The sequence below is a fragment of the Paenibacillus sp. MZ04-78.2 genome, from assembly GCF_024213375.1.
Classification (GTDB): domain Bacteria; phylum Bacillota; class Bacilli; order Paenibacillales; family NBRC-103111; genus Paenibacillus_G.
Window position 1 is genome coordinate 173,431 of the sequence record NZ_JANAVJ010000001.1, and the last position, 25,854, is coordinate 199,284.

The 25,854-nt window shown below is 52.5% G+C and carries 24 protein-coding genes; 12 read left to right on the top strand and 12 right to left on the bottom strand.

Translation table 11 applies throughout. The features are described 5' to 3' along the window. Positions 1-26: 26 nt before the first annotated feature. The 4 genes from NLX71_RS00740 to ectB all read right to left on the bottom strand — a co-directional run bounded on the left by NLX71_RS00740 (position 27) and on the right by ectB (position 8,417). Positions 27-4,553, bottom strand: coding sequence for a non-ribosomal peptide synthetase (locus NLX71_RS00740; RefSeq protein ID WP_254361594.1), 4,527 nt, complete (start codon positions 4,551-4,553; stop codon positions 27-29). Between the two features lie 168 nt (positions 4,554-4,721). After that, positions 4,722-5,456, bottom strand: a complete 735-nt coding sequence (locus NLX71_RS00745) for a 4'-phosphopantetheinyl transferase family protein (protein WP_254361595.1) — start codon at positions 5,454-5,456, stop codon at positions 4,722-4,724. Positions 5,457-5,465: 9 nt separating this feature from the next. After that, on the bottom strand, positions 5,466-7,067 hold the full coding sequence (locus NLX71_RS00750) for an esterase/lipase family protein (protein WP_254361596.1): 1,602 nt from the start codon (positions 7,065-7,067) through the stop codon (positions 5,466-5,468). 69 nt (positions 7,068-7,136) lie between these two features. After that, positions 7,137-8,417, bottom strand: coding sequence for a diaminobutyrate--2-oxoglutarate transaminase (ectB, locus tag NLX71_RS00755; RefSeq protein WP_254361751.1), 1,281 nt, complete (start codon positions 8,415-8,417; stop codon positions 7,137-7,139). Positions 8,418-9,364: 947 nt separating this feature from the next. Here ectB and NLX71_RS00760 point away from each other — a divergent pair. The 5 genes from NLX71_RS00760 to NLX71_RS00780 all read left to right on the top strand — a co-directional run bounded on the left by NLX71_RS00760 (position 9,365) and on the right by NLX71_RS00780 (position 12,526). After that, positions 9,365-9,991, top strand: a complete 627-nt coding sequence (locus tag NLX71_RS00760) for a DUF1054 domain-containing protein (RefSeq protein WP_254361597.1) — start codon at positions 9,365-9,367, stop codon at positions 9,989-9,991. A gap of 209 nt (positions 9,992-10,200) precedes the next feature. Beyond that, on the top strand, positions 10,201-10,527 hold the full coding sequence (locus NLX71_RS00765) for an SPW repeat domain-containing protein (RefSeq protein WP_254361598.1): 327 nt from the start codon (positions 10,201-10,203) through the stop codon (positions 10,525-10,527). Between the two features lie 94 nt (positions 10,528-10,621). After that, a complete protein-coding gene (locus NLX71_RS00770) occupies positions 10,622-11,047 on the top strand; it encodes a universal stress protein (RefSeq protein ID WP_254361752.1) in 426 nt (141 codons plus the stop codon). Between the two features lie 177 nt (positions 11,048-11,224). After that, entirely contained in the window at positions 11,225-11,887 is a 663-nt protein-coding gene (locus tag NLX71_RS00775; protein WP_254361599.1) for a TetR/AcrR family transcriptional regulator, read from the top strand. 48 nt (positions 11,888-11,935) lie between these two features. Continuing rightward, on the top strand, positions 11,936-12,526 hold the full coding sequence (locus NLX71_RS00780; protein WP_254361600.1) for a GNAT family N-acetyltransferase: 591 nt from the start codon (positions 11,936-11,938) through the stop codon (positions 12,524-12,526). Between the two features lie 64 nt (positions 12,527-12,590). Here NLX71_RS00780 and NLX71_RS00785 read toward each other — a convergent pair whose 3' ends face one another. Further along, entirely contained in the window at positions 12,591-13,769 is a 1,179-nt protein-coding gene (locus tag NLX71_RS00785) for an MFS transporter (RefSeq protein WP_254361601.1), read from the bottom strand. A gap of 365 nt (positions 13,770-14,134) precedes the next feature. On the opposite strand from NLX71_RS00785, the gene NLX71_RS00790 reads away from it, so the two are divergent. Continuing rightward, complete coding sequence (locus tag NLX71_RS00790) at positions 14,135-15,604, top strand: aminotransferase class I/II-fold pyridoxal phosphate-dependent enzyme (protein WP_254361753.1); 1,470 nt, start codon at positions 14,135-14,137, stop codon at positions 15,602-15,604. 40 nt (positions 15,605-15,644) lie between these two features. Here NLX71_RS00790 and NLX71_RS00795 read toward each other — a convergent pair whose 3' ends face one another. Further along, positions 15,645-16,487 (bottom strand): Cof-type HAD-IIB family hydrolase, encoded by an 843-nt coding sequence (locus NLX71_RS00795; RefSeq protein WP_254361602.1) that lies wholly within the window; start codon positions 16,485-16,487, stop codon positions 15,645-15,647. Positions 16,488-16,624: 137 nt separating this feature from the next. Here NLX71_RS00795 and NLX71_RS00800 point away from each other — a divergent pair, with 137 nt between their 5' ends. Further along, positions 16,625-17,044 (top strand): DUF1885 family protein, encoded by a 420-nt coding sequence (locus NLX71_RS00800; RefSeq protein ID WP_254361603.1) that lies wholly within the window; start codon positions 16,625-16,627, stop codon positions 17,042-17,044. A 125-nt stretch (positions 17,045-17,169) separates the two neighbouring features. Here the strand turns inward: NLX71_RS00800 and NLX71_RS00805 are convergent, their stop codons facing one another. Both NLX71_RS00805 and NLX71_RS00810 read right to left on the bottom strand, forming a co-directional pair. Continuing rightward, complete coding sequence (locus NLX71_RS00805; RefSeq protein WP_090667726.1) at positions 17,170-17,463, bottom strand: DUF1292 domain-containing protein; 294 nt, start codon at positions 17,461-17,463, stop codon at positions 17,170-17,172. A gap of 99 nt (positions 17,464-17,562) precedes the next feature. Next, positions 17,563-18,177 (bottom strand): stalk domain-containing protein, encoded by a 615-nt coding sequence (locus tag NLX71_RS00810; protein ID WP_254361604.1) that lies wholly within the window; start codon positions 18,175-18,177, stop codon positions 17,563-17,565. 544 nt (positions 18,178-18,721) lie between these two features. Between NLX71_RS00810 and NLX71_RS00815 the strand changes: the two genes are divergently transcribed. The 3 genes from NLX71_RS00815 to NLX71_RS00825 all read left to right on the top strand — a co-directional run bounded on the left by NLX71_RS00815 (position 18,722) and on the right by NLX71_RS00825 (position 21,553). Continuing rightward, positions 18,722-19,465: an MBL fold metallo-hydrolase gene (locus tag NLX71_RS00815; protein WP_254361605.1), complete on the top strand. Its 744-nt coding sequence runs from the start codon at positions 18,722-18,724 to the stop codon at positions 19,463-19,465. 44 nt (positions 19,466-19,509) lie between these two features. Continuing rightward, positions 19,510-19,743 carry a DUF3892 domain-containing protein gene (locus NLX71_RS00820; RefSeq protein WP_254361606.1) on the top strand — a complete coding sequence of 78 codons (234 nt, stop codon included), beginning with the start codon at positions 19,510-19,512 and terminating at the stop codon, positions 19,741-19,743. A gap of 169 nt (positions 19,744-19,912) precedes the next feature. Next, the gene (locus NLX71_RS00825) at positions 19,913-21,553 is read left to right on the top strand and encodes an ATP-binding protein (RefSeq protein WP_254361607.1); all 1,641 of its coding nucleotides are present in this window, start codon (positions 19,913-19,915) and stop codon (positions 21,551-21,553) included. Here NLX71_RS00825 and NLX71_RS00830 read toward each other — a convergent pair. Both NLX71_RS00830 and mobA read right to left on the bottom strand, forming a co-directional pair. Continuing rightward, a complete protein-coding gene (locus tag NLX71_RS00830; RefSeq protein ID WP_254361608.1) occupies positions 21,507-22,037 on the bottom strand; it encodes a divergent PAP2 family protein in 531 nt (176 codons plus the stop codon). The genes NLX71_RS00825 and NLX71_RS00830 overlap by 47 nt on opposite strands. A 117-nt stretch (positions 22,038-22,154) precedes the next feature. Further along, positions 22,155-22,787: a molybdenum cofactor guanylyltransferase gene (gene mobA, locus NLX71_RS00835; protein ID WP_254361609.1), complete on the bottom strand. Its 633-nt coding sequence runs from the start codon at positions 22,785-22,787 to the stop codon at positions 22,155-22,157. Between the two features lie 205 nt (positions 22,788-22,992). On the opposite strand from mobA, the gene NLX71_RS00840 reads away from it, so the two are divergent. After that, positions 22,993-23,715, top strand: coding sequence for a Crp/Fnr family transcriptional regulator (locus NLX71_RS00840; RefSeq protein WP_254361610.1), 723 nt, complete (start codon positions 22,993-22,995; stop codon positions 23,713-23,715). Here the strand turns inward: NLX71_RS00840 and NLX71_RS00845 are convergent. Further along, complete coding sequence (locus NLX71_RS00845) at positions 23,712-24,005, bottom strand: DUF1811 family protein (protein WP_254361611.1); 294 nt, start codon at positions 24,003-24,005, stop codon at positions 23,712-23,714. The two genes, NLX71_RS00840 and NLX71_RS00845, sit on opposite strands and share 4 nt — an antisense overlap. Before the next feature lie 359 nt (positions 24,006-24,364). On the opposite strand from NLX71_RS00845, the gene NLX71_RS00850 reads away from it, so the two are divergent. After that, the gene (locus NLX71_RS00850) at positions 24,365-24,817 is read left to right on the top strand and encodes a PilZ domain-containing protein (RefSeq protein WP_254361612.1); all 453 of its coding nucleotides are present in this window, start codon (positions 24,365-24,367) and stop codon (positions 24,815-24,817) included. On the opposite strand, the gene NLX71_RS00855 is transcribed toward NLX71_RS00850, so the two are convergent. Then, a complete protein-coding gene (locus NLX71_RS00855) occupies positions 24,794-25,744 on the bottom strand; it encodes a hypothetical protein (RefSeq protein WP_254361613.1) in 951 nt (316 codons plus the stop codon). The genes NLX71_RS00850 and NLX71_RS00855 overlap by 24 nt on opposite strands. Between the last annotated feature and the right edge of the window lie 110 nt (positions 25,745-25,854).

A 25,854-nucleotide genomic window follows, 5' to 3' on the forward strand; every position in this document is an offset into this window, starting at 1 on the left:
TTCCATAAGTAGAAAGTCCGGGTTCGTCAGAATACAAAATCGATAGCGTCGGCCGAAATCTCTTCCTGCTCCGTGTTTCCGTTCAAGGCAATATCCTTGATCAGGGTATAAGGACGCTCACACATCTGGGAAACGATCCCCACGAAATCTTGAGCAAAATTATCAATCATATTTTGGGTAAACAGTTTCGTGCAGTATTCAAAAAGACCGTTCAGCGCGTCGTTTTCCAACGTAATTTCCAAGGTCAGATCGAATTTGGCAATCGTATGTTTAAACGAATAAGCTTCTGCGGGCAGATCGCCGAAATGAGTAATGGGGTCGTCCGCATTTTGCAGCACAAACATCGTATCGAACAACGGATTTCGTCCCTGATCCCACGCGACCTGTACTTTTTCGAGCAGCCCCTCCAGCGGATAATCCTGATTATCGAAGACCTGAAGCGTCGTTTCCTTGATCTCCTCGATATAGGAGAGGAACGGCTTGTCACCCGCCGGATAACTGCGGATCGCGAGCGAGTTGACGAACATTCCGACGATTGGCTCCACATCGGCATGCGTTCTGCCCGCTACCGGCGTGCCGACGATCACGTCCCCCTGCCCCGAATATTTATGCAGCAATATCGTATAGGCCGCCAGCAGCAGCATATATAACGTAGCACCGGTATCTTCGGCGATTTGCTGCAATCTTTCCGCCTTCGATTTGTCCATGACAAAACGAAGCTCGTCCCCCTCATAGCTGCGCTCGGATGGTCTCGCGTAGTCCGTCGGCAGCTCCAGCACGGGAAGCTCGCCGTCCAACATGCCCATCCAATATGCCTCCTGCCGTTGCATCCGTTCGCGCTGCGCAGCGGATTGCTGCCACACGGCATAATCCTTGTACTGCACCCGCAAAGGCGGCAGCTCTTCCCCACGGTACAGCCGGACCAGTTCGTCCAGTAAAATGTTCATGGAGATCCCGTCGGAAACGATGTGATGCACGTCGAAGAGCAAAATTTGCCGTTCCCGGCCGAGCGAAATCAGACCTGCCCGAAGCAACGGCGGACGCTCCAAATCGAACGGACGGACATATTGCTGGATAAACTCGCCGGCTTCCTCTTCGCTCGCGTATCCGCTCTCCAGCGCAAACTCCACTTCGCGGTATACGCGCTGCATCGTGTCCCCGTTCACCAGCTCAAAGCCCGTACGCAAAGCCTCATGCCGTGCAATCAATCCGCGAAAAGCTTGCTCCACGCGCCCGTGGTCCAGCTGACCGTCAATGATCAGCGCGACGGGCATATTGTAAATGTGCTCCGCTCCGTCCAATTGACGCAAAATATAAAGCCGCTTTTGCGCGGAAGATACCGGGTAGTATTCCCTTTCCTCGACGGCAGGGATCGATTCGTACAGACTCTCTTCCATCCGGGCGATCGCCTGGGCCATTTCCCCCATCGTAGAGAAGCGGAACACGTCCCGCATCGGGAAATCGACATTCATTTCTTTCTGAATTTTGCTCGCCAGAATGGTTGCGCGCAGCGAATGGCCGCCGAGATCGAAGAAATTATCGTTCAAGCCGATCTTCTCCAGGCCGAGCACGTCCTGCCAGATCCCGGCCAGCTTAATTTCCTGCGGCGTGTCCGGCGCTTCGTACTCCGTTCCGGTCTGCGCGGTTCCCTCCGGAACCGGCAGCGCCTTCCGGTCGATCTTGCCGTTCGGTGTCAGAGGCAGCCTCTCCAGCCGCATCAAGCGCGAGGGAACCATGTGCGCAGGCAAGGTTTGTTTCAAATAAGTCTGAAGCTCCTCCAGCTTGAACGTTTCTTCGGCTGCGGCGTAGCCTACCAAATATTTTTGCCCCCGCTCGTCCGTCCGATCGACCACGATGGCCTGCCTGACGCCATCGAAACGCAGCATCGCGCTTTCGATCTCGCCGAGTTCAATACGGAAACCGCGGATTTTCACCTGATAGTCGATCCGGCCGATAAAGTCAACGTTGCCGTCTTCCATCCAACGCGCCAAGTCTCCCGTACGGTACAAACGCTCGCCCGGGACGAACGGGCTATCCACAAATTTCTCTGCCGTCAGCTCGGGACGGTTCAAGTATCCGCGCGCCACTCCGATGCCGCCAATGCACAATTCTCCAAGAAATCCTACGGGCACGGGATTTATCTGCGGATCGACGATATAGAATTTGGCGTTCAGCCATGCTTTGCCGATCGGCACGCTGCCCGTATCCGGCAGCTTCGCGAGCGGTTCGTCGTAGAAGCTGGAATCGATGGCGGCCTCGGTGACGCCGTAAGCGTTAATAATGCGGAACGGCGAGCCGTAGCGCTCCTGCAGCACCCTGTAATCCGATACGCTGCAACTGTCCGAGCTCGTGATGAGCAGCTTCATCGAGCTCATATCCAGCCCGTTCTCGGCTACATAGTCCATGAAGGGAACGATCAGCGCCGGCGTCGACTCGAAGACGGTAATTCCGTATTCACGAATCCAGCCGTACATGCGGGCCGGATCGATCCGGTCCTCCTTCGGGCAAATGACCATCGTCCCACCGTTATACAGCGTCCGCGCCACGTCCCCGACGAACACGTCGAAGGAGAAGCTGGCGAGCTGCAGCAGCCGTACCGGGGACTCGTCAAATCGGTATTCCCGGCGGTAGGCGGCGGCCGTATTCGTCAGGCTGCGGTGCTCGACCATTACTCCCTTTGGACGGCCTGTCGTACCCGACGTATAGATCACGTAAGCCAGATCGTGCGGCTCGTTCACATTTGGCACGTTCGCCCGATCACCGGCATACACCGCTTCGTCATCAAGGCAGAGCACGGTTTGCAGCGCAGCTCCCTGTCCCAGCCAAGCCTGTACGCGCTCTTTGAGACCGGTCTGCGTCAGCAGCACGGTCGAAGCGCTGTCCTCCAGCATAAACTCGATGCGCTCCTGCGGATAATCGGGATCGAGCGGTACGTAGGCCCCTCCCGCTTTCCATACCGCCAGCACGCCGACGAGCGTTTCCGCCGAGCGGTCGGCCAATATGCCAACGATCGATTCCCGGCCAATCCCGCAGTCTCTCAACACACCCGCGAGCCGGTTCGCCCGCTCGTTCAGCTCTCCGTAGGTCAACTGCTTGTCCTTATCAACGACGGCGATGTGCTCCGGCGTCTTCGCGGCCTGCTCTTCGAAACGCACGTGCAGCATTTGCTCCTGCGAATCGTCAACAGCAGGGGGATTGAAGCGGGTCAGAATGTTTCCTCTCTCTTCGTCACTCAGCAGAGATAGCTCTCGAAGCGTCTGATCAGGGCAATCCAACATATGATTGACAATGGCGAGCAGTTGGTCGACCAGCCGGGACGCTTCGCCGTCGTCGTACAATTGGGCCCGGTAGCTGACGTGCAGATCGATCATACGATCGTCAATGGAATCGTATACGTCCACGAGAAAATCTCCCGCTTCATAGCCACCAAAACTAGGGGAATGCCGGACGCTCAGGCTATCGTAATGCTCATGCCGGAGCGGCAAGTATTCCATCGACACGCGGAATAAATCCTGAACCTCCTGCTTGTTCGGATAAACCTCCCTCAAGTCCTGAATGAGTTGGTTATAAGGGTACTTTTGGTGACGAAGATTCGACTTCTGTTCCTTGGAAACGTGTTGCAGCAAGGAAAGCAGCGATTGGTCCGGATCGACCGATATTCTGCCTGCAATCGTACTCGCAAACATCCCAAGCGTCTCTTTTTCCTTCTTGGAAGTTCGATTGGCCAAAATCGTCCCGACCGAAATGTCCTCATTCCCGGTCGCTTTATACAGATAGACGTACAATACGCTTAAAAACAAAGTAAACAAGCTTACGTTGTTTCGCTCGCTAAAGACCTGTAATTTCTCGTAAAAATCACCGCTAATGACGACGCTTTTTCTTTTGGCCTCGGTGCTCACGGCATGGGCGGAATACGATTTTACCCCCATGACCTCAGGCAAGGTGCGGAACTTGTCCAGCCAATACTCCTTATCTTTCTGGTAACGGTCCGACTTCCCGTATTCCTGATCGGCATAAATGTAATCAAGGTACGTGCTCTGCGCACCATGCGCCGGAACGTTGCCTTTCGCAATCTCTATATAATACTCCATGATCAGATGGAGCATCGTATCCGAAGATAAGCCATCCAAAATAATATGATTGAATTTACAAACGACCCAATGCTCGTTTTCGTTAACTTTCAGATTCACAATATGATACAACCGGGGCTCGAACATGCCGATGGGAATCCGGTTGAAACGATCCAGCCACGCTTCCGCTTCCGCATAGCCGTCAATCTCCGCATAATCGCATTCGGGAACGATATTCTCGGGCTCCTCGAACCATTGCATCGGCTCGTTATTTTCGAACGCAATCCGGATTCGAAACGCGTCATTTTGCCGGATAATATGATAAATCGCCTGTTTTAAAACGTCTACGTCAAGGGGTCCTCCCTGTATTTTCAAAGATTCAGAGAGCATGCTTAAGGTGGTATCCGGGTTCATCATTTCCGTGTACCAAATTCTTAGCTGCGCTTGCGTTAATGGAAATCGTTGCTTCGTATTCTCGCTCACATGGACACTCCCCTAGTCTAGAAATTCGTTAGTCAGACCACGCAACCCAAGGACGCAGCCGGTGCGCTCTTATGTGCCAGAAAGGGCGAACGCCCGCCGGCTGCCGAGCTTTCTATGCCGAATCGTTACCATTGTGGAATGACACGAACAAATGTACCCTAAAAACGGTTAATACTCGCCGGATTGCGCCACCTGCGGAACAAGCTGCAAGGAACCCAGCGATTTCACGAACGTGTCGAACGGCAGGATGGTCAGTTCTTCGGCAAAATCGCGTTCCTGCCCGCACACGGCCAGCTTGTACGGACCGTCCACAGGATACTGCTTGAACCAGTACTCCTTCAAATCCGGACTATGCAGCAGGACCGGATTGCCCTCCGATGTGACCCGGACCGCGAAACGGTCCAAAGGAAGAGAAAGTCCGACCCCTCTTTGCTTGATGAAGCTTTCCTTCAAGGTCCACAGATCGTAAAAATAAGGCAACCTCTCCACAAACGGACGCTGCTGCAAATCGTTTGCCTCTTCGGGAGCGAAATAATGATAGGACCACAAAAAATCGATATGCTGCTGCCGTTCGATATCGACGCCTACCGGCTGCTCCGAGATGGCGCATACGACCCATTCGCCGGAATGGGATACATTGAAATGAATATTCGGAAAACCGTCCAAAGACGGTTTTCCGTAAGCATTATGGATATACCGGATATCCGGGGGGCGAAGCCCCCATTTTTGCCCGATGAGCCACCGGGCCAGCGCTTCCCCGGCCAACGTTCTGCACCGGTCCGCAGGCTGCTTCAGTCTTGCGGCTTTCGCCTGCTTTTCTTCCGATACGCAATCGTACAGCTGCTGCATGATGCCGACCTCGGGCTCCCCGGATATCCGGACCGCGTAAACTTCGATCGTCATAATCGTCGGTTAGTGCCTTCCCCCCTGTTTATCGACATAGACTGAGCGGAGCATGGATCTTTCGAACGGAACGCCTTGCGCCGTCACACCCTGAACTTCGACGGACGTTTGGTAGACGCCCGGCTCCTGCGCCGCCGTCAGATCCAATTCGTTATTCGCGCCTGCCTCCGCTTGTTGTTTCAACGGTTGAACTTTCTTTTTGCCCGGATTGCCTTGCTCAGGGATAAATCTCACATCGTAACGAACGTTCAGCTTGTTGGAGGGTAGTTCGTTGCCGTCGGTTTCAACAAGGAATTTCTGCTTGTCTTCGGTCGTCAATTTGAGCGAATCGGAAAGCGCCGAATCGTATTGAACCGTCAACAGATGCGCGCCGGGCTTTTGGGATAGCGCCTGCAGCGTCCACTCGCCCTGTTCCGGCTTGGCAACGACCGCAGTATGATGCCAAGCGCTTTTGAACAGCTCCTGATCCTGCTCCACCTCGACGGCGATCGTTCTTTTCTCGCCGTTCGGCGCAATCAATTCCAGGTGGTCGGCCGGTTGATCGGCAATCCAATCGAACGTGATGCTCCGTACGTCGTTCTCCACGAGAAAACGCTCAACGGCTGTGCTTTCATGCTTGCCCCCACGGATCAACATGCTGCCGGGTTGAACCAGGTCAAGCGGATTCGTTTCCTGAGCCACACTTTGTCCACTGCTTTCCGCCTCTGCCGCGAGCCCGGCTGGAACCGTCAAATAAGGCTTGATCAACGGGAACATCGGCGTGCCGTTATGAACCACCTTGTGGTCCCACGGTCCGATCTTCACCATGGTGCCCTTGGGATTATGGGCGCTCTTGACCGTCACGGCACCGTCGTTCGGACCGAATATCGATAAATACAGTCCGCCGGCGAAATAAATCAGTTTAGAACCGTCGCCGGCGAGGGAAATCAGTTTAGAACCGTGCCAGCCCTTTCCGGCGAACGTGTAAATCTTGTTCTTCGAAGCGTTGGCGTGCGAATCGGTAATCGAACGGAAATGCTTCATGTAAGACGTTTGCAAGGAGTAGGTGCCTTCGGTCTTCATACCAATCAGGTCCACCAGCCATTTCGCCCAGAAGGAGTACGCCAAATCGGCGAGCTGCGACCCGTGGTGCGGGCTGCCTAAAGTGAGGAGGTGCGAAACGTACGGATACGCGCCGTAATGCACGAGAGCCGTTTGCGAATCGAGCCCGCCTTTGCTGTGGGCGACGATCACGAGCTTTTTGCCCGGGAACGCCTTGGAAATTTCCACGATTTTATCGGCAAGCAGCTTGCCGTTATCCCACATGTTTCTCGACGGGCCTCCCGAATCGTACAGCTCGACGAAAGCGGTTTGATACCCGTTATTGTAAGCCGTTTGGTACATATCGTTCGTTTTGTACCACGTTCCGGCGTTAGAAATGAGGCCTTGTACGAACAGAATGACGGGGTAGTTCGGATTCAAGTTGCTCGGTGTAGCGCCGGGTGCCCAAGTTCCGGGAACGCCAGATAAGTCAGGCTCGGGTGCGGCAGCAGAAGCAGGCGCTGCAACGACAGCCCATAGCAGCAGGCATGACAACAGCAACATCAGAACTCTTTTTTTCATCATATTCATTTCATTCACTCCCCCAATAAAATGGTGAACTGAATATGATTTCGCCACTCCATCTCCCGCCGGCCGAACTTAGACCAATTCTGGTTGAAGCAAGTTCGACGCGCAGCTTTCTATAACGACCTGTTTCAGAATCTCGCAGCCCTTGGCAAGCTCCTCCATCGGAATCGTGAGCGCAGGCATCAGCTTGACGACCGCATCGTTACGTCCTGCCCGCTCGATGATCAATCCGAGCTCATAGCAGCGCGAGGCAATCGCTTTAGAGAGCGTCTCGTCCCCGCTGCCCGACGTATCGATTCCCCAGATGAGCCCTCTGCCCCTTACCGTGAGACGCGGATCGATCGGCAAAATTTGCTCCTTCAAAAATTGCTCGATGAACTTCCCCTTGCGTTCCGTTTCCGCCTCCAATCCGGTCTGTTCGCGGAATTCGAGAGCGGCCGTAGCGCCGACGAAGGCTAGCTGGTTCCCCCGGAATGTGCCGTTGTGCTCCGCCGGCTTCCAGACGTCGAGCTCCGGCTTCAGCAGCAGCAGGGACATCGGCAGCCCGTAGCCGCTGATCGATTTGGAAAGCACGACCAGATCGGGAACGATGCCTGCGCGCTCGAAGGAGAAGAACGGGCCAGTACGGCCGCATCCGACTTGGATTTCGTCGCAAATGAGCAAAATGTCGTGACGGTCGCACAAATCGCGCAGCTGGCGGAGCCATTCCATCGGAGCTTCGTTCAGACCGCCTTCCGCCTGCATCGTTTCGAGGATGATCGCCGCCGGTTTAGCGATACCCGAATGGTCGTCCGTCAGAATCGCCTCCATGTATTCGATCGTGTCCAAGCCGTCGATAAAGCCTGCCGGGAACGGCATGAAGGTCACGTCATGCAGCGGAACTCCGCCCGCTTCGCGGTGATACAGGCTGCTGGTGGCGGCCAAGCTGCCGAGCGACATGCCATGAAACGCGCCGATGAAAGCAAATATGCCCGTCCGGTCCTTGACTTTTCTCGCCAGCTTGAAGGCCGCCTCTACCGCGTTGGTTCCCGTCGGACCGCAAAATTGAACCTTGTGGTTCAGACCGCGTGGCTTGAGGATCTTGTCTGAGAATGTCTGCAGGAACGTTTCCTTGGCCGAAGTGTACATGTCCAAGCCGTGGCTGATGCCGTCCGATTGCAAATAGCTGATGAGCCGCTCTTTGATAAAGTCGTTGTTGTGTCCATAATTCAAAGCGCCTGCGCCAGCGAAAAAATCGATATACGACTTTCCGGACTGCGCATATAGGACGGAGCCTTTGGCACGTACAAAAACGTCCGGGAACGACCGGCAATAAGATCTAACATTGGATTCCAAAGCTTCGAATGTGTTCACTGTCATATCATAAATCTCTCCTCAGGTATGATTTAATCCGAATAAGTTAGTTAGGGGCTTACCTCCGCGGCGTTGTTTTTCTGTTCGCACCCTCTTTTTAAAGCGATTGGCATACGGTAATATCGCCAGTAACAAGGGCAGAAGCTGGATCATTTATCGCTTTGTCATGCTGCAAACTCCCTTCAGGTGTTCCCTGTACAATTCGGAGCTTGTTCTGAAAACGGGTCGTGCGGTAGACTAAGAAGTAAGTTTTGTGTGCAGGAAAAATGCGGGTGTGGTTTCCTGATGCGATGAACAGAACGTGGGTTGAACAAGATGTTTGAGATGGAGCAGGCTGTCTTTAGGCAGCCAGTCTCTCGTTTTTGGAGCTTTTTTCTGCCCGGAGCTTACGAAGGGCAACTATTTTGCGGCTTCTTTTGTTGTACGTGAGAGCTTGCATCGGCATTCAAAATCCAAGAAGGCCTTTGTGAGAACATCCAGTCGTCACCCCCTTCTATGTGATTACAAAATAACCAACACTTGCTAATTATATACAAATTTTAGGTGTGTTTAATATGGTTCCAAAGTCCCATTTTGTAATCAATTATAAACTTTTGTTCAATATTTAGACATTTTTACAAACACTTAACAAAGTCGATTCAGAAGAATCGGCTTCCATGTGCTAACATTTTGTCGATCGATGACAAAATGTGTAGATTATCAAGGCATCTTGCGGTCAAAAAAGAAAACGCGGTCCATTGGGCATCTGTTTTTTCGTATACAGCTGACAGGCTCGGAGCGCATGTTTTCAAATAATTCATATTTTAATGCCCAAAAAGTTTGACTTACAGACTAAAAAATATCGTCAGTCGTCGTAAACGTGCCCGGAAGTCCCATTTTATGCTATTATTATTGTCATTGATATATAAGAAACTTTCTTTACATCTTAAAAAAAGGAGTCTTCAGTCATGCAGTTTACCGGCTTTACCGAAACGGATTTCGAAACCTTTACGATAGAAGGTCTGGAGGGACGGATGGAAGCGATCCGCTCGCGCATTCAGCCCAAGTTCGGGGCCATCAGTAGCGAGCTGCTGGATGAGATTGCCGTGCAGGCGGGAGAAGAGCTGTTTTTACACATCGCCAAACATGCGCGCCGCAAGGTGAACCCGCCCGTCGACACGTGGATGTCGTTCTCAAGCAGCAAGCGCGGTTACAAGCAGCTCCCCCATTTTCAGATCGGCTTATTCGACGACCGGGTGTTCATTTGGCTCGCCCTGATCTACGAGCTGCCGAATAAGCAGGCGATTGCCCAAACGTATTTGGACCGCCTGCCGGAGGTCCGCTCCGTTCTGCCCGAAGATTTCGTGCTTTCGTTCGATCATATGCAAAAAGACGCACTACCAGTACGGGACTTGGATGACAGCAAGTTCGAGCAAGCACTTCGACGTTTTCGCGACGTGAAGAAGGCCGAGCTGCTGGTTGGCCGCAACATTCCTGCCGGCGATCCGGTGCTGGCAGACGGACAAGCCTTCCTTCGACTAGCGAAAGAAACAATGGTTTCCTCCCTGCCTTTATATAAGATGGCCAAACTATAAGCATGGCATGGACAAGGCCTCCCTCCGGCTCAAGCCGATGACGGGGGCCTTATTCTATGCTTCGCGTTGCCGAATGTTTCACTACGATACCCCATTACCCCTCCACGTTCCTCACATTTTTTACAATAAATAGCGGAAATACAACACATTTTGAAATCGGTTGCATATAGTTAACAAAGAACGGCGATCCATTTCAAGGAGGGGTAGGCATGACGAAAAATGCGATTCGCAACCTGCTGGCTGCGCTGATTGGTCTTTGGTTCGTAGGCGCTCCGTGGATTTTCGGTTTTTCCGGCCATTCCGGAGTTCAGTGGAGCATGATGGCCGCCGGCTTCATTGAATTCGCCTTTTCGCTGCTGGCGTTGGGCAAAACAGGCTGGGGCTCGTGGCAGCATTGGATAGCGTTTTTAGCGGGCGTTTGGTTTATGATGCTGCCCTTCGTATTCTCATTCGGTCTGGGGATGACCCTGTTCATTTTGGCGCTCGGTATAGTAACAGTCCTCTTGAACTTTAATAATATGAATGCGGAGCCTTAAAGTTATTGATAATTTTCTGAATTTTCCGCCATGTAAGCGGTTTTTTGTGGTATAATGAAATCGTACCCACTATACCGCAAATGAGGTGAGGATGATGTTATTTTCTAAAATCCTTGTTGCCTATGACGGTTCGAATTTATCGAAGAAAGCCTTGAAACGTGCGGTCGAATTGATTCAGGAACAATCTCACAGCCTACATCCTCCGCGGCTGGAAATTATTCATGTGTACGCCCTTCCTACTTTCGTCGGAAGCGAATATGCGGTTAACAGCAATTACATCGAAGCTGCCGAAGCGACGATCCAAGAAGCCAAGTCGCTGATCCCGTCGACACTAAACGTGAAATTTACACTGACCCGGGGGCAACCGGCTTATACCATCCTCGCGCATGCGGAAGAAATCGAGTGCGACCTGATTGTCATGGGAAGCCGGGGACTTGGGAAAATCCGCGAGTTCTTTCTCGGAAGCGTCAGCCATAACGTCGTGCAGCAAGCTAAGGTTCCCGTACTGATTGTGAAATAAACCATAGTGCTTACGTGCCATACCGTCCCGACAGGGGCGGTTTTTTGCTTTTCCAAACATGGCATCTTGACGGAAGCGGAGTAGGGAAATCGCTGTCGAACACTCGTTCACACTTCAGGACAATTTTGGTGTATAATATATGAGGCTCCCGAACTATGCATCAAAGAGGTGTGAGTCATGGTACCCGAATCGAACGAAGATTGGATCGAACAGCTGCTTAAGCTAAGCGACGAAGAACCGAAAATGACGGAAAAACAAACGAAAATCCTGCATGCAGCCATCGAGATTTTTGCCGAGAAAGGCTACGCCGCAGCTTCCACCAGTGAAATCGCGCAAAAAGCAGGCGTTGCGGAAGGCACAATCTTCCGTCATTACAAAACCAAAAAAGACTTGCTGCTATCCATCGTCCGTCCGATCATGGCTAAGCTCGTCGCCCCGTTCGTCCTCCGTAATTTCACGCCGGTGCTGGAGGCGAAGTATACCCGGTACGAGGACTTTCTGCGGTCGTTGATCCGCAACCGGCTGGAGTTCGCCCGCCAGCATTTGCCCATGATCAAAATTTTGATGCAGGAAATTCCGTTTCACCCCGAACTCCAGGAGCAATTCAAGACGGACATCATGAGCGAAGTATTCACGCGCATCAAGAAAGTGATTGTTTTTTTCCAACAAGAAGGGCAGATCATCCCCCTTCCTGCCGCCACCGTGGTCCGGCTGACCGCCTCGGTCATCATCGGCTTCCTAATGACCCGTTTCCTGCTCGTGCCGGAACAAGAATGGGACGAGGAAGAAGAAGCGGAGACGTGCATCCGCTTTATTATGCACGGACTCGCCACTCGGTAAGCTGTGGAGACATACGCTTCATACTCGGGTTCCAAAGGAGACAGCTTCATGATTGTACATGGAGACCGGATCTATATCCGACCTCTTGATTTACCTGATGTCCCAGCGCTTCATCTGCTGCGGGCGGAAAACGAAACGTTCTTTCGTCCCTTCGAGCCTCTGCAGGACAGCAACGCTTTTACCCTCGAAGCCGTACGAGAATCTCTGGTGAAGACGATCGCCGAACGAGAACAGGACAGCACCTACGCCTTCGGTATTTTCTTGAACGGCACGGACCAGCTTATCGGCCGGGTCACGCTATCGTCCATCGTTCGAGGGCCATGGCAGAACGCGAATCTCGGGTATTACATTTCCGAACGCTTCAACGGGCAAGGCTACATGTCCGAGGCGGTCGGACTTGTGCTTCGGTTCGCTTTCGAGAACTGCGGACTTCACCGGGTTCAAGCCGCCATCATGCCTCGCAATAGAGGATCGATTCGGGTCGTCGAAAAAAACGCCATGCGGCTGGAAGGCCTGGCCCGCAACTATTTGCAGATCTACGGCGTATGGGAAGATCATGCGATCTATGCCATGACACGGGAGGAATGGCCCCCGGCCCCCGGCGGTCAGACAGATTCGGTACTGCGCCATCCGGAGTGAATAAGAAAAGCCGCCGCAGCGAACAATCGCATGCGGCGGCTTCTTTGCGTTCCTTATAATTTCGTTATACGGGCTGTCCCGCTGCCCTGGTGTCTGCGCGATCCGCAACGATAAAACGGTACAGCACGTACAAGGCGGCGATTGAAAGGACCGCTCCGGTCACGAACGGCACGCTGTGGTTGTAATCGTAAATGCCGGCCCCAAGCAGCGGCCCGGTAATACGGCCCATGCTGTCCATTGAGGAGCTTAAACCGGAAGCTACCCCTTGTCCGACCTTGGTCTTCTGCGTGATCAGCGAGGTGACGCAAGGACGAATAAGCGCGTTCCCTGCGGCGAAGACGCTCAAGTAGATCGAAGCGGTAAGCAGACTGCTGGAGAACAGGATCAGCACGAAGCCCAGCGCCGACAGCAGCAGGCCGATGCCGATCACCCGGGCTTCCTGCCCTCTTTTGATCAGCCGCCGGACCACGCCGCCTTGAATCAAGGCGCCGACTACGCCGCTTACCGCAAACATGATGCCGAGCTGCGTCGGCGTTGCGCCAATCTGATCCCGTTCGAACAGCAGCAGCGTCGCCTCCAGCCCCGCCAGCGTGAACGAGACAAAGAACGAAAGCACATACAAATATTTGAGCGAACCGACGAAGGCGCTCCAACGGGAAGCTTTCGCTTCCTTCGGCTTGCTCCGCATCTCCACGGTCAGCGACTCCGGCAGCATGAAGAAGGCGAAGGCGAAGGTGGCCAGCGCCAGCACGGAAGACGCGAAGAACGGCACCTGCAGCCCGAAATGGCTCAGCAAGCCTCCGAACGCCGGGCCGAAGATGAAGCCCATGCCAATCGACATGCCGACAAGCCCCATGCCCTTGGTGCGATTCTCCTCCGTCGTAATGTCGGCGACATAAGCGACGGCGCACGCGGTAGCGGCCCCCGAGAACAAACCTCCCAAGATCCGCGACAAGTACATCAGCACGAGGTTGTCCCCCGCCATGCCGAACAAGAAGAAGCTGACGCTGAAGCCGAGCGTCCCGATCATAATGATCGGGCGGCGCCCGATCCGGTCCGATAATCCGCCCCAAAAAGGAGACATCAGAAATGACGCCAAAGAATAGACCGACAATAGCATGCCGAGATGGTAGCTGTCGGCCCCCGATCCGGTGACGGCGTCGGGAAGCACCGGGATGATAATGCCGAAGCCGATAAATATCGTCATCAGCAGTACCATAATAATAGCTAGCTGTTTTTTCATATGCGTAACTTTTCCCCCCGATTTGTTGGTTGATCCTAAGACGGCCTGAGCCGCGGGTTCGGCCGAAGCCACTGGCAGAAATTATTCTTATCGTACCATAACTTTTTCGACGATGGAAACGAAAGCTTTTTAAGATTAACAAAATCGACAAACCTTCGCGCGGGAGCCTCGGAAAAGCGCGGCCGGCAAGGCTTTTTCCGCCTACGTCCGCCTTCGCGTTTAATTATTCGGCCAAGCTAACAAACTATTTATCAAAAACCGCTTGCATCCGCGTCGCTTTTTGCTATACTCATTTTGTTTGCTTTTTTCCCGGCAGACACTGGCATAGCCAACTAAACTTGTACACACGAAGGGTAGGGATGACCGTGGATCAAACGAAAACTCCCCTGTTTACCGCACTTAAGGAGCATGCCGGACGCAATCCGGTGCAGTTTCACATTCCAGGACATAAGAAAGGTGTCGGTATGGACCCCGAGTTTCGGGAGTTTATCGGCGATAACGCGCTGTCCATCGACCTGATTAATATAGCTCCGCTCGATGACCTGCATCAGCCGACAGGCGTCATCGAAGAGTCTCAGAAGCTGGCCGCAGCCGCGTTCGGGGCCGATCATACGTTTTTTTCCGTGCAGGGCACTAGCGGCGCTATCATGACGATGATCCTCACCGTCTGCTCCCAAGGCGACAAAATCATCGTTCCGCGCAACATTCACAAATCGATTATGGCCGCGATCATATTCGCCGGCGCGAAGCCGATCTTCCTGAAGCCGGTTCGCGACGAAAATCTCGGGATCGATCATGGCGTGACGACCACCTCCGTCAAACGCGCGTTGGATCGCCATCCGGACGCCAAAGCGCTGCTGGTCATCAACCCGACGTATTACGGCGTGTGCGCGAACCTGAAGGAAATCGTAGAAATCGTGCACAGCTACAACATTCCGGTACTGGTGGACGAGGCTCATGGCGTGCTGATTCATTTCCACGACAAGCTGCCGATGTCCGCTATGGAGGCCGGCGCCGACATGGCCGCTACGAGCGTACACAAGCTGGGCGGCTCAATGACGCAAAGCTCCGTGCTGAACATTCGCGAAGGACGCGTGAACGTGCGCCGCGCGAAGACGATCATTAGTATGCTTACCACGACTTCGACGTCCTATATTTTGCTCGGGTCGCTGGACTGCTCGCGGCGGAACCTGGCGCTGAACGGCCACATGATGGCGGAGCGGGCGCTGGAGCTGGCAAACTACGCCCGCGAGGAAATCAACCGCATTCCGGGACTGGAATGCTTCGGAGAAGAAATTCTGGGTACGGAAGCGACCTACGACTATGACCCGACAAAGATCAATATCCACGTACGCCATCTCGGCATTACAGGCTACGATGCGGAAAATTGGCTGCGCGAGCACTATAATATCGAAGTCGAGCTCAGCGATATGTACAACGTGCTGTGCCTCATTACGCCGGGTGATACGCGCGAAAACATCGACATCCTGCTTGATGCGCTGCGCGGGATGTCCGAGGAGAACTACACCATTCGCCAGGCGAACGAACTGGTCATCAAAATCCCGAAAATTCCGCAGCTCGCCTTGGCTCCGCGCGACGCGTTCTACGGAGACACGGAACTGATCCCGTTCAAGGAATCGGCTGACCGCATTATCGCCGAATTTATCTACGTCTACCCGCCGGGCATTCCGATTCTGCTCCCGGGCGAAGTCATCTCGCAGGATCTCATCGACTACATTACCGAGCATATCGACGTCGGGCTGCCGGTCAAGGGACCGGAAGATCGCAGCATCGAATACGTCAAGGTCATTGTCGAAGCTCCCGCGATTTTCTAGAAAGCCAAATAAGCTTCTCCCCTGGAGAAGCTTATTTATTTTATGTTAACGTCCCCTGCAGGACTTGTTCCTCCAGCCATTCAATCGCGTCGGCTATCGCATGCTCGTTATGATGCTTGCCATGGCGCTTGGCCGCGTCCAGAAGCTCCTGATGCGCATTGGCTACGGCGATGCCGATGCCTGCCCGCCGTATCATCTCCAAGTCGTTCAGATGATCCCCAAGCGCGATGCAGCGCTTCATCGGGATGCCGAGCTCCGCTGCCAACCGTTCCAGTGCATGCCCCTTCGTCGCTTCCGGAGGCAGCATCTCGAAATATTTATCGTCCGAACGAACCCAGACGACCTCCGTCCCCGCTGTCAGCCGTTCGATCTCGGGTATAGCTTCGTCAAGCAGCGACGGCTCCCAGGAAAACAGCGCCTTGATCCACGGCTCGGATACGTCGTCGTACGAGTTCAGCCGCAGCAGCGGAAATTTCTCCACGGCCCGATGACGCTCCGTCGCTGCATTTTCCTGCAGCACATAGGGCGCCGCTCCTCCGCGCACATACAATTCCGCGCCAATGCCCGGAAAACGCTCAAGAACGCGCTCCACCGCTTCCTTAGCCGAAGCAGGCAGCGGCCGTTCCCAGATGGCCTCTCCGCGGCTGAAATCGTGAATGACCGCTCCGTTGTATAAGATAGCCGGCGCATTCACGGGCAACTGCTCCACGAAGGGCCGGACCGACCCGGCAATACGCCCCGTCGCTAACGTGAACCGGCCCCCCAGGCTCGTAAACCGTTCGATGGCGGCCCGATTTTCTCCGCTAATTTGTTTCGCGCTGTCAAGCAGCGTTCCATCCATATCCGTGACCAATAAATATCCTTCAAACCTTCTGTCTTTCATCGCTCTCTCCCTCTTCCCTGTCCGTCTACCGCTGCCAGAACAAGTATTGTATTTGATTTTTCTAAATGCTATGATGTTCATGGTACTTCAAACAAGAAAATCGTTCCAGTCCATATGTATAGGCAGGTGCATTCATCATGGCGCAAAGCGCTTATATCAAGTTCGTCGAAGGGTCCGCCGTTTCCTCCCTGACGTTAGATGAATTGAAAGCCCAACTGGAGCATTACCGCGAGCAGCTTGCGCTGACCGGCAAACAGCTCAATTGGGAATACGACGAAGCCGGATTTCCGTATGAGATTCAAACGAAACCCGAAGGGGAAGGCAAGTGGTTTTATTTAAAAGCAATGAGCCCGCGCTACAAATATATTGTGGCAGGAGTCGGATCGGAGACGTCGGGCGAGACGCAAAGGCATTACGTCCAGTTTGTCCTTCCCGAGGATGCCACGCAGGGCGACAAAGCCAAAGGCAACGAGTTTTGCAAGTATCTCGCCAAGCTGTGGAAAGCGGAACTGCATTTATTCAACGGACGAACCATGTACTTCAACCCGCGTAAATAAACGTCCCAAAAGACCGTTTTCCGCCTTGAGCGGTCAACGGTTTTTTTTCGATCCCCGACCCATCACAGTCGCTTAAAGAGCGAAAAACCTTTCTTGCAAGCAAGAAAGGTTTTTTACGGCATTTGTTATTGCTGCTCTTGTTCTTCCACAATTTCATTGTAAATTTGAACAACGCGATCCCACTCTTCTTCGTCTTCAATGCTCGCAAGAAAAGCTTCGCCGTCCTCTTCGTCTATCCGGAAAATAACGCCGTCTGCCTCCATATCGTTACGATCGAGAAGTACGGCATAGGCCCGCTCGTTAGCTTCGAAAGTGTATACCATCACCATCTCATGCTCGACTCCGTCTTGGTCGGTCACGATAAAGATATCGTCCTCATGATCGTGATCGCAGGAAGCGTCATGAATGTGGTCACTCATGGGAAAACCTCATTTCATCTTAAATTAATGTTCTCCCGTATCGTACCACGCACGCTAAGACGAAGTCAATGAACCGGCTTATACCAACATCCGCCGGCCTTATTCGGCTGCGATCACCTTTTCCGAAACGACCGTATAATCGCTGCGCTCGTCCGGTTTGATTGAGAACTTCACGACGTAGTTCCCGGATTCGGCGAATGTGACGTTAAACGGCCACGGGTACCAGAAGCTTTCCTTCTGGCCGTTGACGGCTTTCTCATGAACCGCCACTTGCTCCCCGTTCGGAGCGTGGATCGAGATTTTAAAAGATGAGATCGGCGTCGTCAAACTGTCTACTTGCGCAAATACGGCAAAATCGAGACGGTCGCCCTTCTTCACCGCACCGAACGGCTGCTTGATCGAATAGTCGTCATTGACCTTCTTCGCAACAAACATATGTACGTTCGGTTTGTGAATGGAGACGGTCTTTGCAGCGTCATCCCATTTTACGAGCGCCTGCAAAGATTCAGACAACATACGAACGGGGAATACGGCGCTTCCCTTCGCGACAAAAGCGGGAGTTTCACCGTCTTTGAACGGCTTTTCCGCATTATTGATCATCAGCTTTACTTTCGGAAAACCTTCGAAATCGCCCCACATAGAGCTGGCGAACGCCCCCGCTGTTCCGAATAAGGAAAGCGACAGCACCAGCGGCAGCAATCGCGGCACCTTCATTTCCAGCAACCTCCATCATGTTCTTCGTTCTGCTATCTTATACTCCATAGCGCGGTAAGAGTTGCGCGCTTCGTCCAGAAAACTTTCAGTTTTTTTAAAGCGTCCCTCTAGATGTTGTGTGTGAAGAAGATTTTCTCCATTTCCTATACAAAATATGCCAACCAAGGCGTCATTGTCGAACGATGCTCCCGCAAGGCGAGCCGTGGCGATTCGTGCGGTTGCCCGGGAAATTTCAGCTCACGCCCTAAGGAGCTCCTGCAGCTTTTCTTCGCATTTGCCCTTTAGCACGACAGGCATTATGGAGCAGTGAAACTCGTTGCCTTGGAATACATACATGACATGGTAGTGACGCTCCGGGGTCATTTCCTCCAGAACGATACGGCAGCCGCTGCTTTTATTATACGGAACATATGTTCCTGTTTCAAGAGGAGCAGGATGTATTAAATTTCCCCAAAATGTGACAACCTATCTTGAATCGTGCAAGATAACCATGGTAAATTTAAAAACATATCCGGCTGGAAGCCTTAACGAGCGGAGGAACCAAGTGAGTCTGCAAATTCAAATGATAGGTACGGGAAGCGCTTTTGCGAAAACGTACTATAATAACAATGCCTTGGTTTATGCCGACGGCTTCACGCTGTTAATCGACTGCGGTTATACCGCACCAAGAGCTCTGCACGAGCTCGGCGTCTCTCTGGATCAGATCGATGCGGTACTCATCTCCCACATTCACGCGGACCATGTCGGGGGACTCGAAGAGCTCGCCTTTCGCAATATGTACACGTTTAAAAGAAAAATACCGCTGCTCGTATCCTCCCATCTGGAAACGATTCTATGGGAGCAATCACTGCGCGGCGGACTGGAGAATCTGGCGGAAAACGTTACGTCCCTGAACGATTACTTCAAGGTCGCTGCACTTCACGATCGTACGCCGACAGCCCTTCATCCCGGTCTGACGGTCGAACTCCTCCCGGCTGATCACATCTCGGGCAAGCCATGCTATTCGGTCCTGCTTAACGGCAAAATCTTCTTCAGCGCCGATACCCGGTTCAACGGTCCGCTCCTGCACGAGCTTCATCATAAGGGCTGCACCGTTTTTTTGCACGATTGTCAGCTGGATTCCCCCGGCCTCGTTCACGCCACTTTGGACGAGCTGCTGACGCTGCCGAAGCCGATTCAGCAAAAGATCCTGCTGATGCATTATGGCGACGATATGTCTCAGTTCATCGGCAAAACCGGGGATATGACGTTTATCGAACAGTTCAAGACGTACATATTCGAAGTATAATATGCCTTCATCCGGCGCATGATAGTCCGTGGAGGCGATACCATATGGAACAAAACAAACAGCATGTCGTAGCCGTACGCAAAAACGGAGACGGCGACATTGTAGAATTGAAGCTGTCTTCCGGCCAAGTGGTCGATTACTTAGAAGCGCAGCAGCTCGCCAAAAACGGACAGCTGGAGAACGTGAACGTATTCCGCGGAAGAGACGGAGATGAACATTTGCGTTCCAACGCCGATGGAGATCCAAGCAACAATCTCGATAACCTGCCCGGATTTTAAACCTGAGAACCAAGCGCATCCCGACAGGCGATTCCGCTTGGTTTTCTTTCTTTGAACCCTCAAAAAAGTTTTACTGAATTTGGGATTACAAGCAGGAATTCCATCTCCCGATACAGAATTTCTTTAGTACTAATAAAATCCACAGATCGTCGGGAGTTGGAGTTCCAATATGAAAGGTAGCTGGATCTTCCTCATTTATACCGGTTTGGTTTGCGCTTCCTCCCTCTATCACGATCAGACCTCAAGTCCGCTGCTGCTCGTTCTCGCATCCCTTGGCTACGCACTCACACATATCCGTTCCGTTCTCGCGTTCATACCGGCGCAGCTTGCCGTCCAACTCAGTCTTCTCGTCGCGTTTCATGCCGCAAGCTTAAGCGACTGGAGCTTTCCGCTTTACTTGTTGCATATGTGCAAGCTATTTTACGGAACGGTTCCTTTTCGCTATGCGGTTAGCACCAATGCGGCCCTGACGCTTGTTTCCGCTCTCATTTCGACAGCCGGTCGTTCCTTCAGCTGGAACGCGCTGATCGATGGTTTGTTTTTGGCAGGAACTTGCCTGCTGCTTGCTTTTATGTTCCGTAAATACATTTATGATATTGAGCGGCAGAAACAGCTGCTTACCAAGGAGAAGAAGCATCTGAGTACTCACGATTCGCTAACAGGCCTATATAATTTTCAGGAATTTCATAAACAAATGGAGCAGCTCGTTAAGCAAAAAGAGCCCATCATCCTCGTACTCATCGACTGCAAGGATCTCAAATCGCTGAACACGACAAACGGTGTTCAGGGAGTGAACAAAATTTTGCGACAAGCGGCCGAACTGCTGCGCATCATGTTCCCCGACGCTTTGTTGATATCCCGCTATGGCGGAGACGAATTTGCGATCGTGCTCCGATCGGACGACATGCAGCAGACGGTCAATGCCGTCACGCAGCTGCTCGCCTCCGAATTTCCTAAGCTGACCGGCATCGAAATTAATTTCGGCATGGCCTGCTATTCGCGGGACGGAGCGACCAAGGACGATCTGATCGTCGTCGCCGAGCACGGGCTGTATATGATGAAGCGGGAAAGCTGGCTGAAACGCGAGGAGCATATGCTGCGGTCGGAGAAGCTTCGCGTCGTCGGCGAGCTGGCCTCGGGCATGGCGCACGAAATCCGCAATCCGCTGACGACGATCAAGGGGTTTCTGCAGCTATCCAAAGCCGGGGATTATAACATTGAGCCTTGGTATGAGCTGATTATGGATGAAATTAACCGGATGAGTATGCTGACCGCCGAATTTTTGCAATTTTCCAAGCCGTATGTTACCCAATATAAAATTCAGTCCATTCGAGGCTGTATTGACCGGGTTCTCTCGCTACTGGATTCGGAGACGTCGAGACTCGGACATCAAGTCAGGTTCGAACACGACGACCGGGATATTCATATGCTGATGGATCAAGATAAAATGCTTCAGCTGCTGTTGAATCTGGTGAAAAATGCCTTTGAAGCGATGCCCGAACAAGGCATCGTAAGAATCCGGCTGTTTGCCGCGGGACCCCATGCCGTGATTGAAATTTCCGATACCGGCAAAGGCATTCCCGAGTCGGAGCTGGATAAAATTTTTATCCCGTTCTATACGACCAAAGATTCCGGAACGGGTCTGGGCTTATCGATCTGTCATAAAATCGTTCAGGATCATGAAGGAACCATTGAGGTAGAAAGCGTGCCGGACGAAGGCACCAAATTTACGATTACTTTACCAACGTCCGGGACGAACGAGCTTATTGAACCGTGCGGGAACTCAGCGTGTACAACGATTTCCGTATAAAAGAGATCCAAACTTTTCTCCGGCGATGCCTTGGAAATTCCGTCACATAGCTGAGCCAACCGATGGCGGCCCCAATGGCCGCCCCGCCCAATACCTCTTCCGGCAGATGGCCCAACCGCTCTTCCAGCTCCTTGTCTTTGCGATGCACATGTGGAGGATGCTGCTCCGTTAATTTAACGAGCACATCCTCCAATTGGTTTACCTCCGATGCGATCATGCCGGCATGACGGCGAATTCCCATGGCATCGTACATCACGATCAGACTCAGCAAGGCAGCAAGCGAGAACGAGATGGAGGAAGCGCCGTTTTTAAGCCCGACATAAGTCGCAAGCGACACGACACCGGCCGAATGTGAGCTCGGCATGCCGCCGGTCCGAAACAGGTCCTCCCACTCGAATCGCCCGTTCTGACGGAGCCGGTCGGGTATTTTCAGCGCTTGTGCCGTACCTATCGCGGCAAGGGACGTCCATAACGCCCGATTCATCAGCCATCACCTCAGGCTTAGCATCGTAATCCGCCGCCGTTCCTATACTTGGCTTTTCACTTCCATAGCTTCCAGCACGAACCGGCAAAATAAAAGACGGAGAAGCTCCGCCCTTTTTTACCGATATACGCTTCGGAGCTGCGCTTGCGCCCGCGAAACCGCTTCCGAATACTGCCTTTCTGTTTTAATTCGAAATGTAAACGCATCCCCCAAATTTTGCTTGCGAAGCATATCCGATTCGACGCAGCCCCAACGAAGCTTACGCAGGAACGCCATCCAGCCCGGCTGTACGTCGCTTCCCGATTCCAGCAGCGGCGTTAATGCCGTGAGACAGCTTTGGCGGTATATGCCATGCAACGGCTCGGGCCGTCCCGATACTTCCGGCAGCACGGCATCATAGCCGAAGACGCTCCGGTGCTCCGCCAGGAAGGAGGCTGCTCTTGCCGAAATGAACGGCATGGCCCCGCCGGTTACCCAAAGCTCCGGGTATCTCGAAAGGGTGAGCGCTGCATGAAGCCCGCCCAGAGGTCCGCGGCCCGGGTAAAAATCCGTAATGATGCGTACGGACCGGGGAACATGTTCAAGAAAAATTTTGGGCTCGTTCGTTACAATAATGACTTCTCCGCAGATCGTGAGCATTTCGCGGATTTGCTTCGCTACGACCGTTTCACCAGCCAATACCAACAGTTCCGCGGGCCGGCCTTCAATCCGCCTCGGGTGACCGCCCGCCAATAATACTCCGGTCATCATAACGTTTCACTTCCCCCATGTAATGTGATTCTTACCTTCACTATACACATCGGGCGAAGCGCTGCATGTTACAAAGATCACAAAAAAATATGGAGATTTCAAGAAGTGTGATGTAAATCACATCACAAAACCGATAGAATGGGGTATGTTAGATACAACAAAACCTACAGAGGTCTTAACCAGACCGACGCCGGAGGTATGTACCATGACGGATACGCTGCAACGAAAACCAGTCAGCCAAGTGGCCAACTCAGATTGCTTTACGGAAGAAAGCTTAACGAAGCTTAAGGAAATCATGTATGAAATGAGAGCCGAAGCCGGGAATCATTTGTTCTGGGAAGGCGATACAGCCGATAAGCTGTACTTTTTGAAGCGCGGTCAAGTGAAGATTACGAAAGCTAGCGATGAAGGAAAAAGCTTCATCCTTTATGTCTATAATACCGGAGACTTGTTCGGACAGGTCGATCCTTTTCAAAACTCCGTTCACAGCTTTAATGCCGAGGTCATGGAAAACTCCATCATCGGGGTTATCCAGCAAAAAGATTTGGAGGTCCTGCTGTGGCAGCACGGGGACCTTGCCGTCGAGTTCATGAAGTGGATGGGACTTATGCATCGGATGACCCAAACGAAATTCCGCGATCTCATGATGTTCGGCAAGCCCGGCGCTCTCTGCTCGACGTTGATCCGGCTGTGCAACTCGTACGGTAAAAATCACGGATCGGAAATCGTCATCACCAAAAAGCTTACGAACAGCGAGCTTGCCGATATGATCGGTGCAACCCGGGAGAGCGTCAACCGGATGCTCGGAGATCTGAAACGTGGTAACATTATTGCTATGGAAAACAATTACATCGTCGTTAAAGATTTGTCTTATCTCCGCGACATCTGTCAGTGTGAGAATTGTCCAGTAGATATGTGCCGCATTTAGAGCCGGGTCAGCATCGAAATCGGGAAGCTGGCATCCGGCTCTTCCCCTAATATCCCCCAAGCCATAATACCATTCACATAGCTTAAAATAAACGGGAGCTGCACATGCTCCACCTTGTACACCCCTGGCGGAAAATCGGACGGATCGAGCGTATAAGCCTGCGCCGTATAATATTTGCGCTCGATCACGGAGCGCTGGCTTGGAAATTCCGCCCCGTCCAGCTCCTCTCGCAGGCTCTTCATTTCCTGTTCCAATTCGGTTAACGTCATTTGGCTGTATAATTTTTTCATCCGCAATTCTCCATTTCAATAAATTGTTCTGACGGCCCCCTAAAGAAGTCAACCAATGTAGCAAAGTTTTAATGTTCTTTTTACGACATTATTGTATAATAGATTTATCCGAATTTGGAAGAGCGGACCACTTCGAATGAGAAACCCTTCCTCACCTGACGACTCGCCGATACGAAGCCAGATCGACCGATTGAAATTATCGGAAATTATGCTGTTCTGCACAACAAGAATCACACACTAGATTCACCGCCGCTCTATTCCTGAGCGGCTTTTTAATAGAAAGCGGTTGCTTAACCCAAGCTTCCCTAGTATGTAAACGTTAATTCGCCTCTTCACCCTGCTGCAAAGGACTGTTTGAGATGAGTATGGAAAAAAACAAGCGCAGCTTTTTTCGTTTGCGCTTTCACCAGCCGCTATGCGCGGAATTGAAAATTATCGGAATGGCCGATCTTGAGCCGGAATTCAAAACGAGGAAAGCCGCCTTGCTGGACCTTAGCGCCGGTGGGGCCCGCTTTTTTACCGCAGCCCCGCTCCCGGATGAAAGCCGTTTATTGATCGAGCTGAAATTCATCGCTCTAGCCAAAGAATACCGGGCGCTGGGGATACTTGTGCGCTCCGGGCAGACGGAAACCGGTCATCCGGAATATTGCATTCAGTTTTCGCATAACGAAACGGAGACGACGGCATTGACCAGTATGCTCAATCAATTAGCGATCAAGCTTCGCAAAACCATCGTCATCTCGCAGTGCAGTTTCTGTACCGAAGAAGATCTGGCCGAATTCGGAATATTACGGGCGGAGCCGGCCAGATAACCCGGCGATCAAATACGTTTTGCCGGAATCGGTATAGCCGACCCAACTGCGGAACAACAGTTGCTCGGGGCGAAGGCAATCATGTAAATCCTTGAGGCCCAGCACAGCCGCTTCGATCCCGTACTGTCCGAACGTTTCGAACAAAAAGCTCGTCCTCTCCTTATCGGTTAGCCGCCGGTCCAATTCCTCGGCGATCCATTGCTTGTCCTCGTCCAGTAAAATCATATCTGTCCATACCGTTACCCGGCCGTCAGGTTTTACAAGCGACAGCAGCATCCGGTTATAATCCGATATCAGGCTGTTCCGAAGGTATCCCAGCGCCTCGACAATTAGCCGGGTTTCATTTTCATCGTATTTCTCCATATAACCGTAAAATTGCATGAGCGCATCTGGATAAAACAATTGCGTATGTACACCCGAGGAAACGACGAGCGAAAACGTTTTTTTCAAATGAGGCATTGCCTCCAGCCCGCGCACGCGAAATGCGCAGTCCCTCAAGTAATCCGTTATTTCTCCAGCAGACTTACCTTCCTCCAGTATCTCCTCAAACGTTTCGTAGAAGGAAATTTGGTCCAGCCGGGTATAGTCAATTCGCGTTAAAGAACGGACCCGGTTGTTTGTCATTCCCCCGGCCGAATCGAGCCATTCCTGCAGCATATTGTCTTCCGTATCCAGCGCGGTTACCTGCTGAAAATGGAAGGAAAGCCGCGGCAGGCCGACATCGCCGTGATTCCCCGCTCCCAGTACGATAGCTTTCTCCGGCATCGGCAGCAGCGATACGGAGTCCTCGACGAGCCGGTTGACGTGGTACCGGTGTGTTCCCCATTCCTGCTCGCCCCAATCCAGCGCTTCTTGCTCCGGTTCCGGCTGCTCGTTCACCCCTCCTTCAATATGCGGCTGCAAATGCGCCCATCGGAAATCTCTCATCAAAGTCCCCTCTTTTCAAATACATGTCTAACTGACTCTATTATACCATAACGAATGTATAGGGATAAAAGGCAGAGATCCATGGCGGAATAAAACTACATTTACAAAAA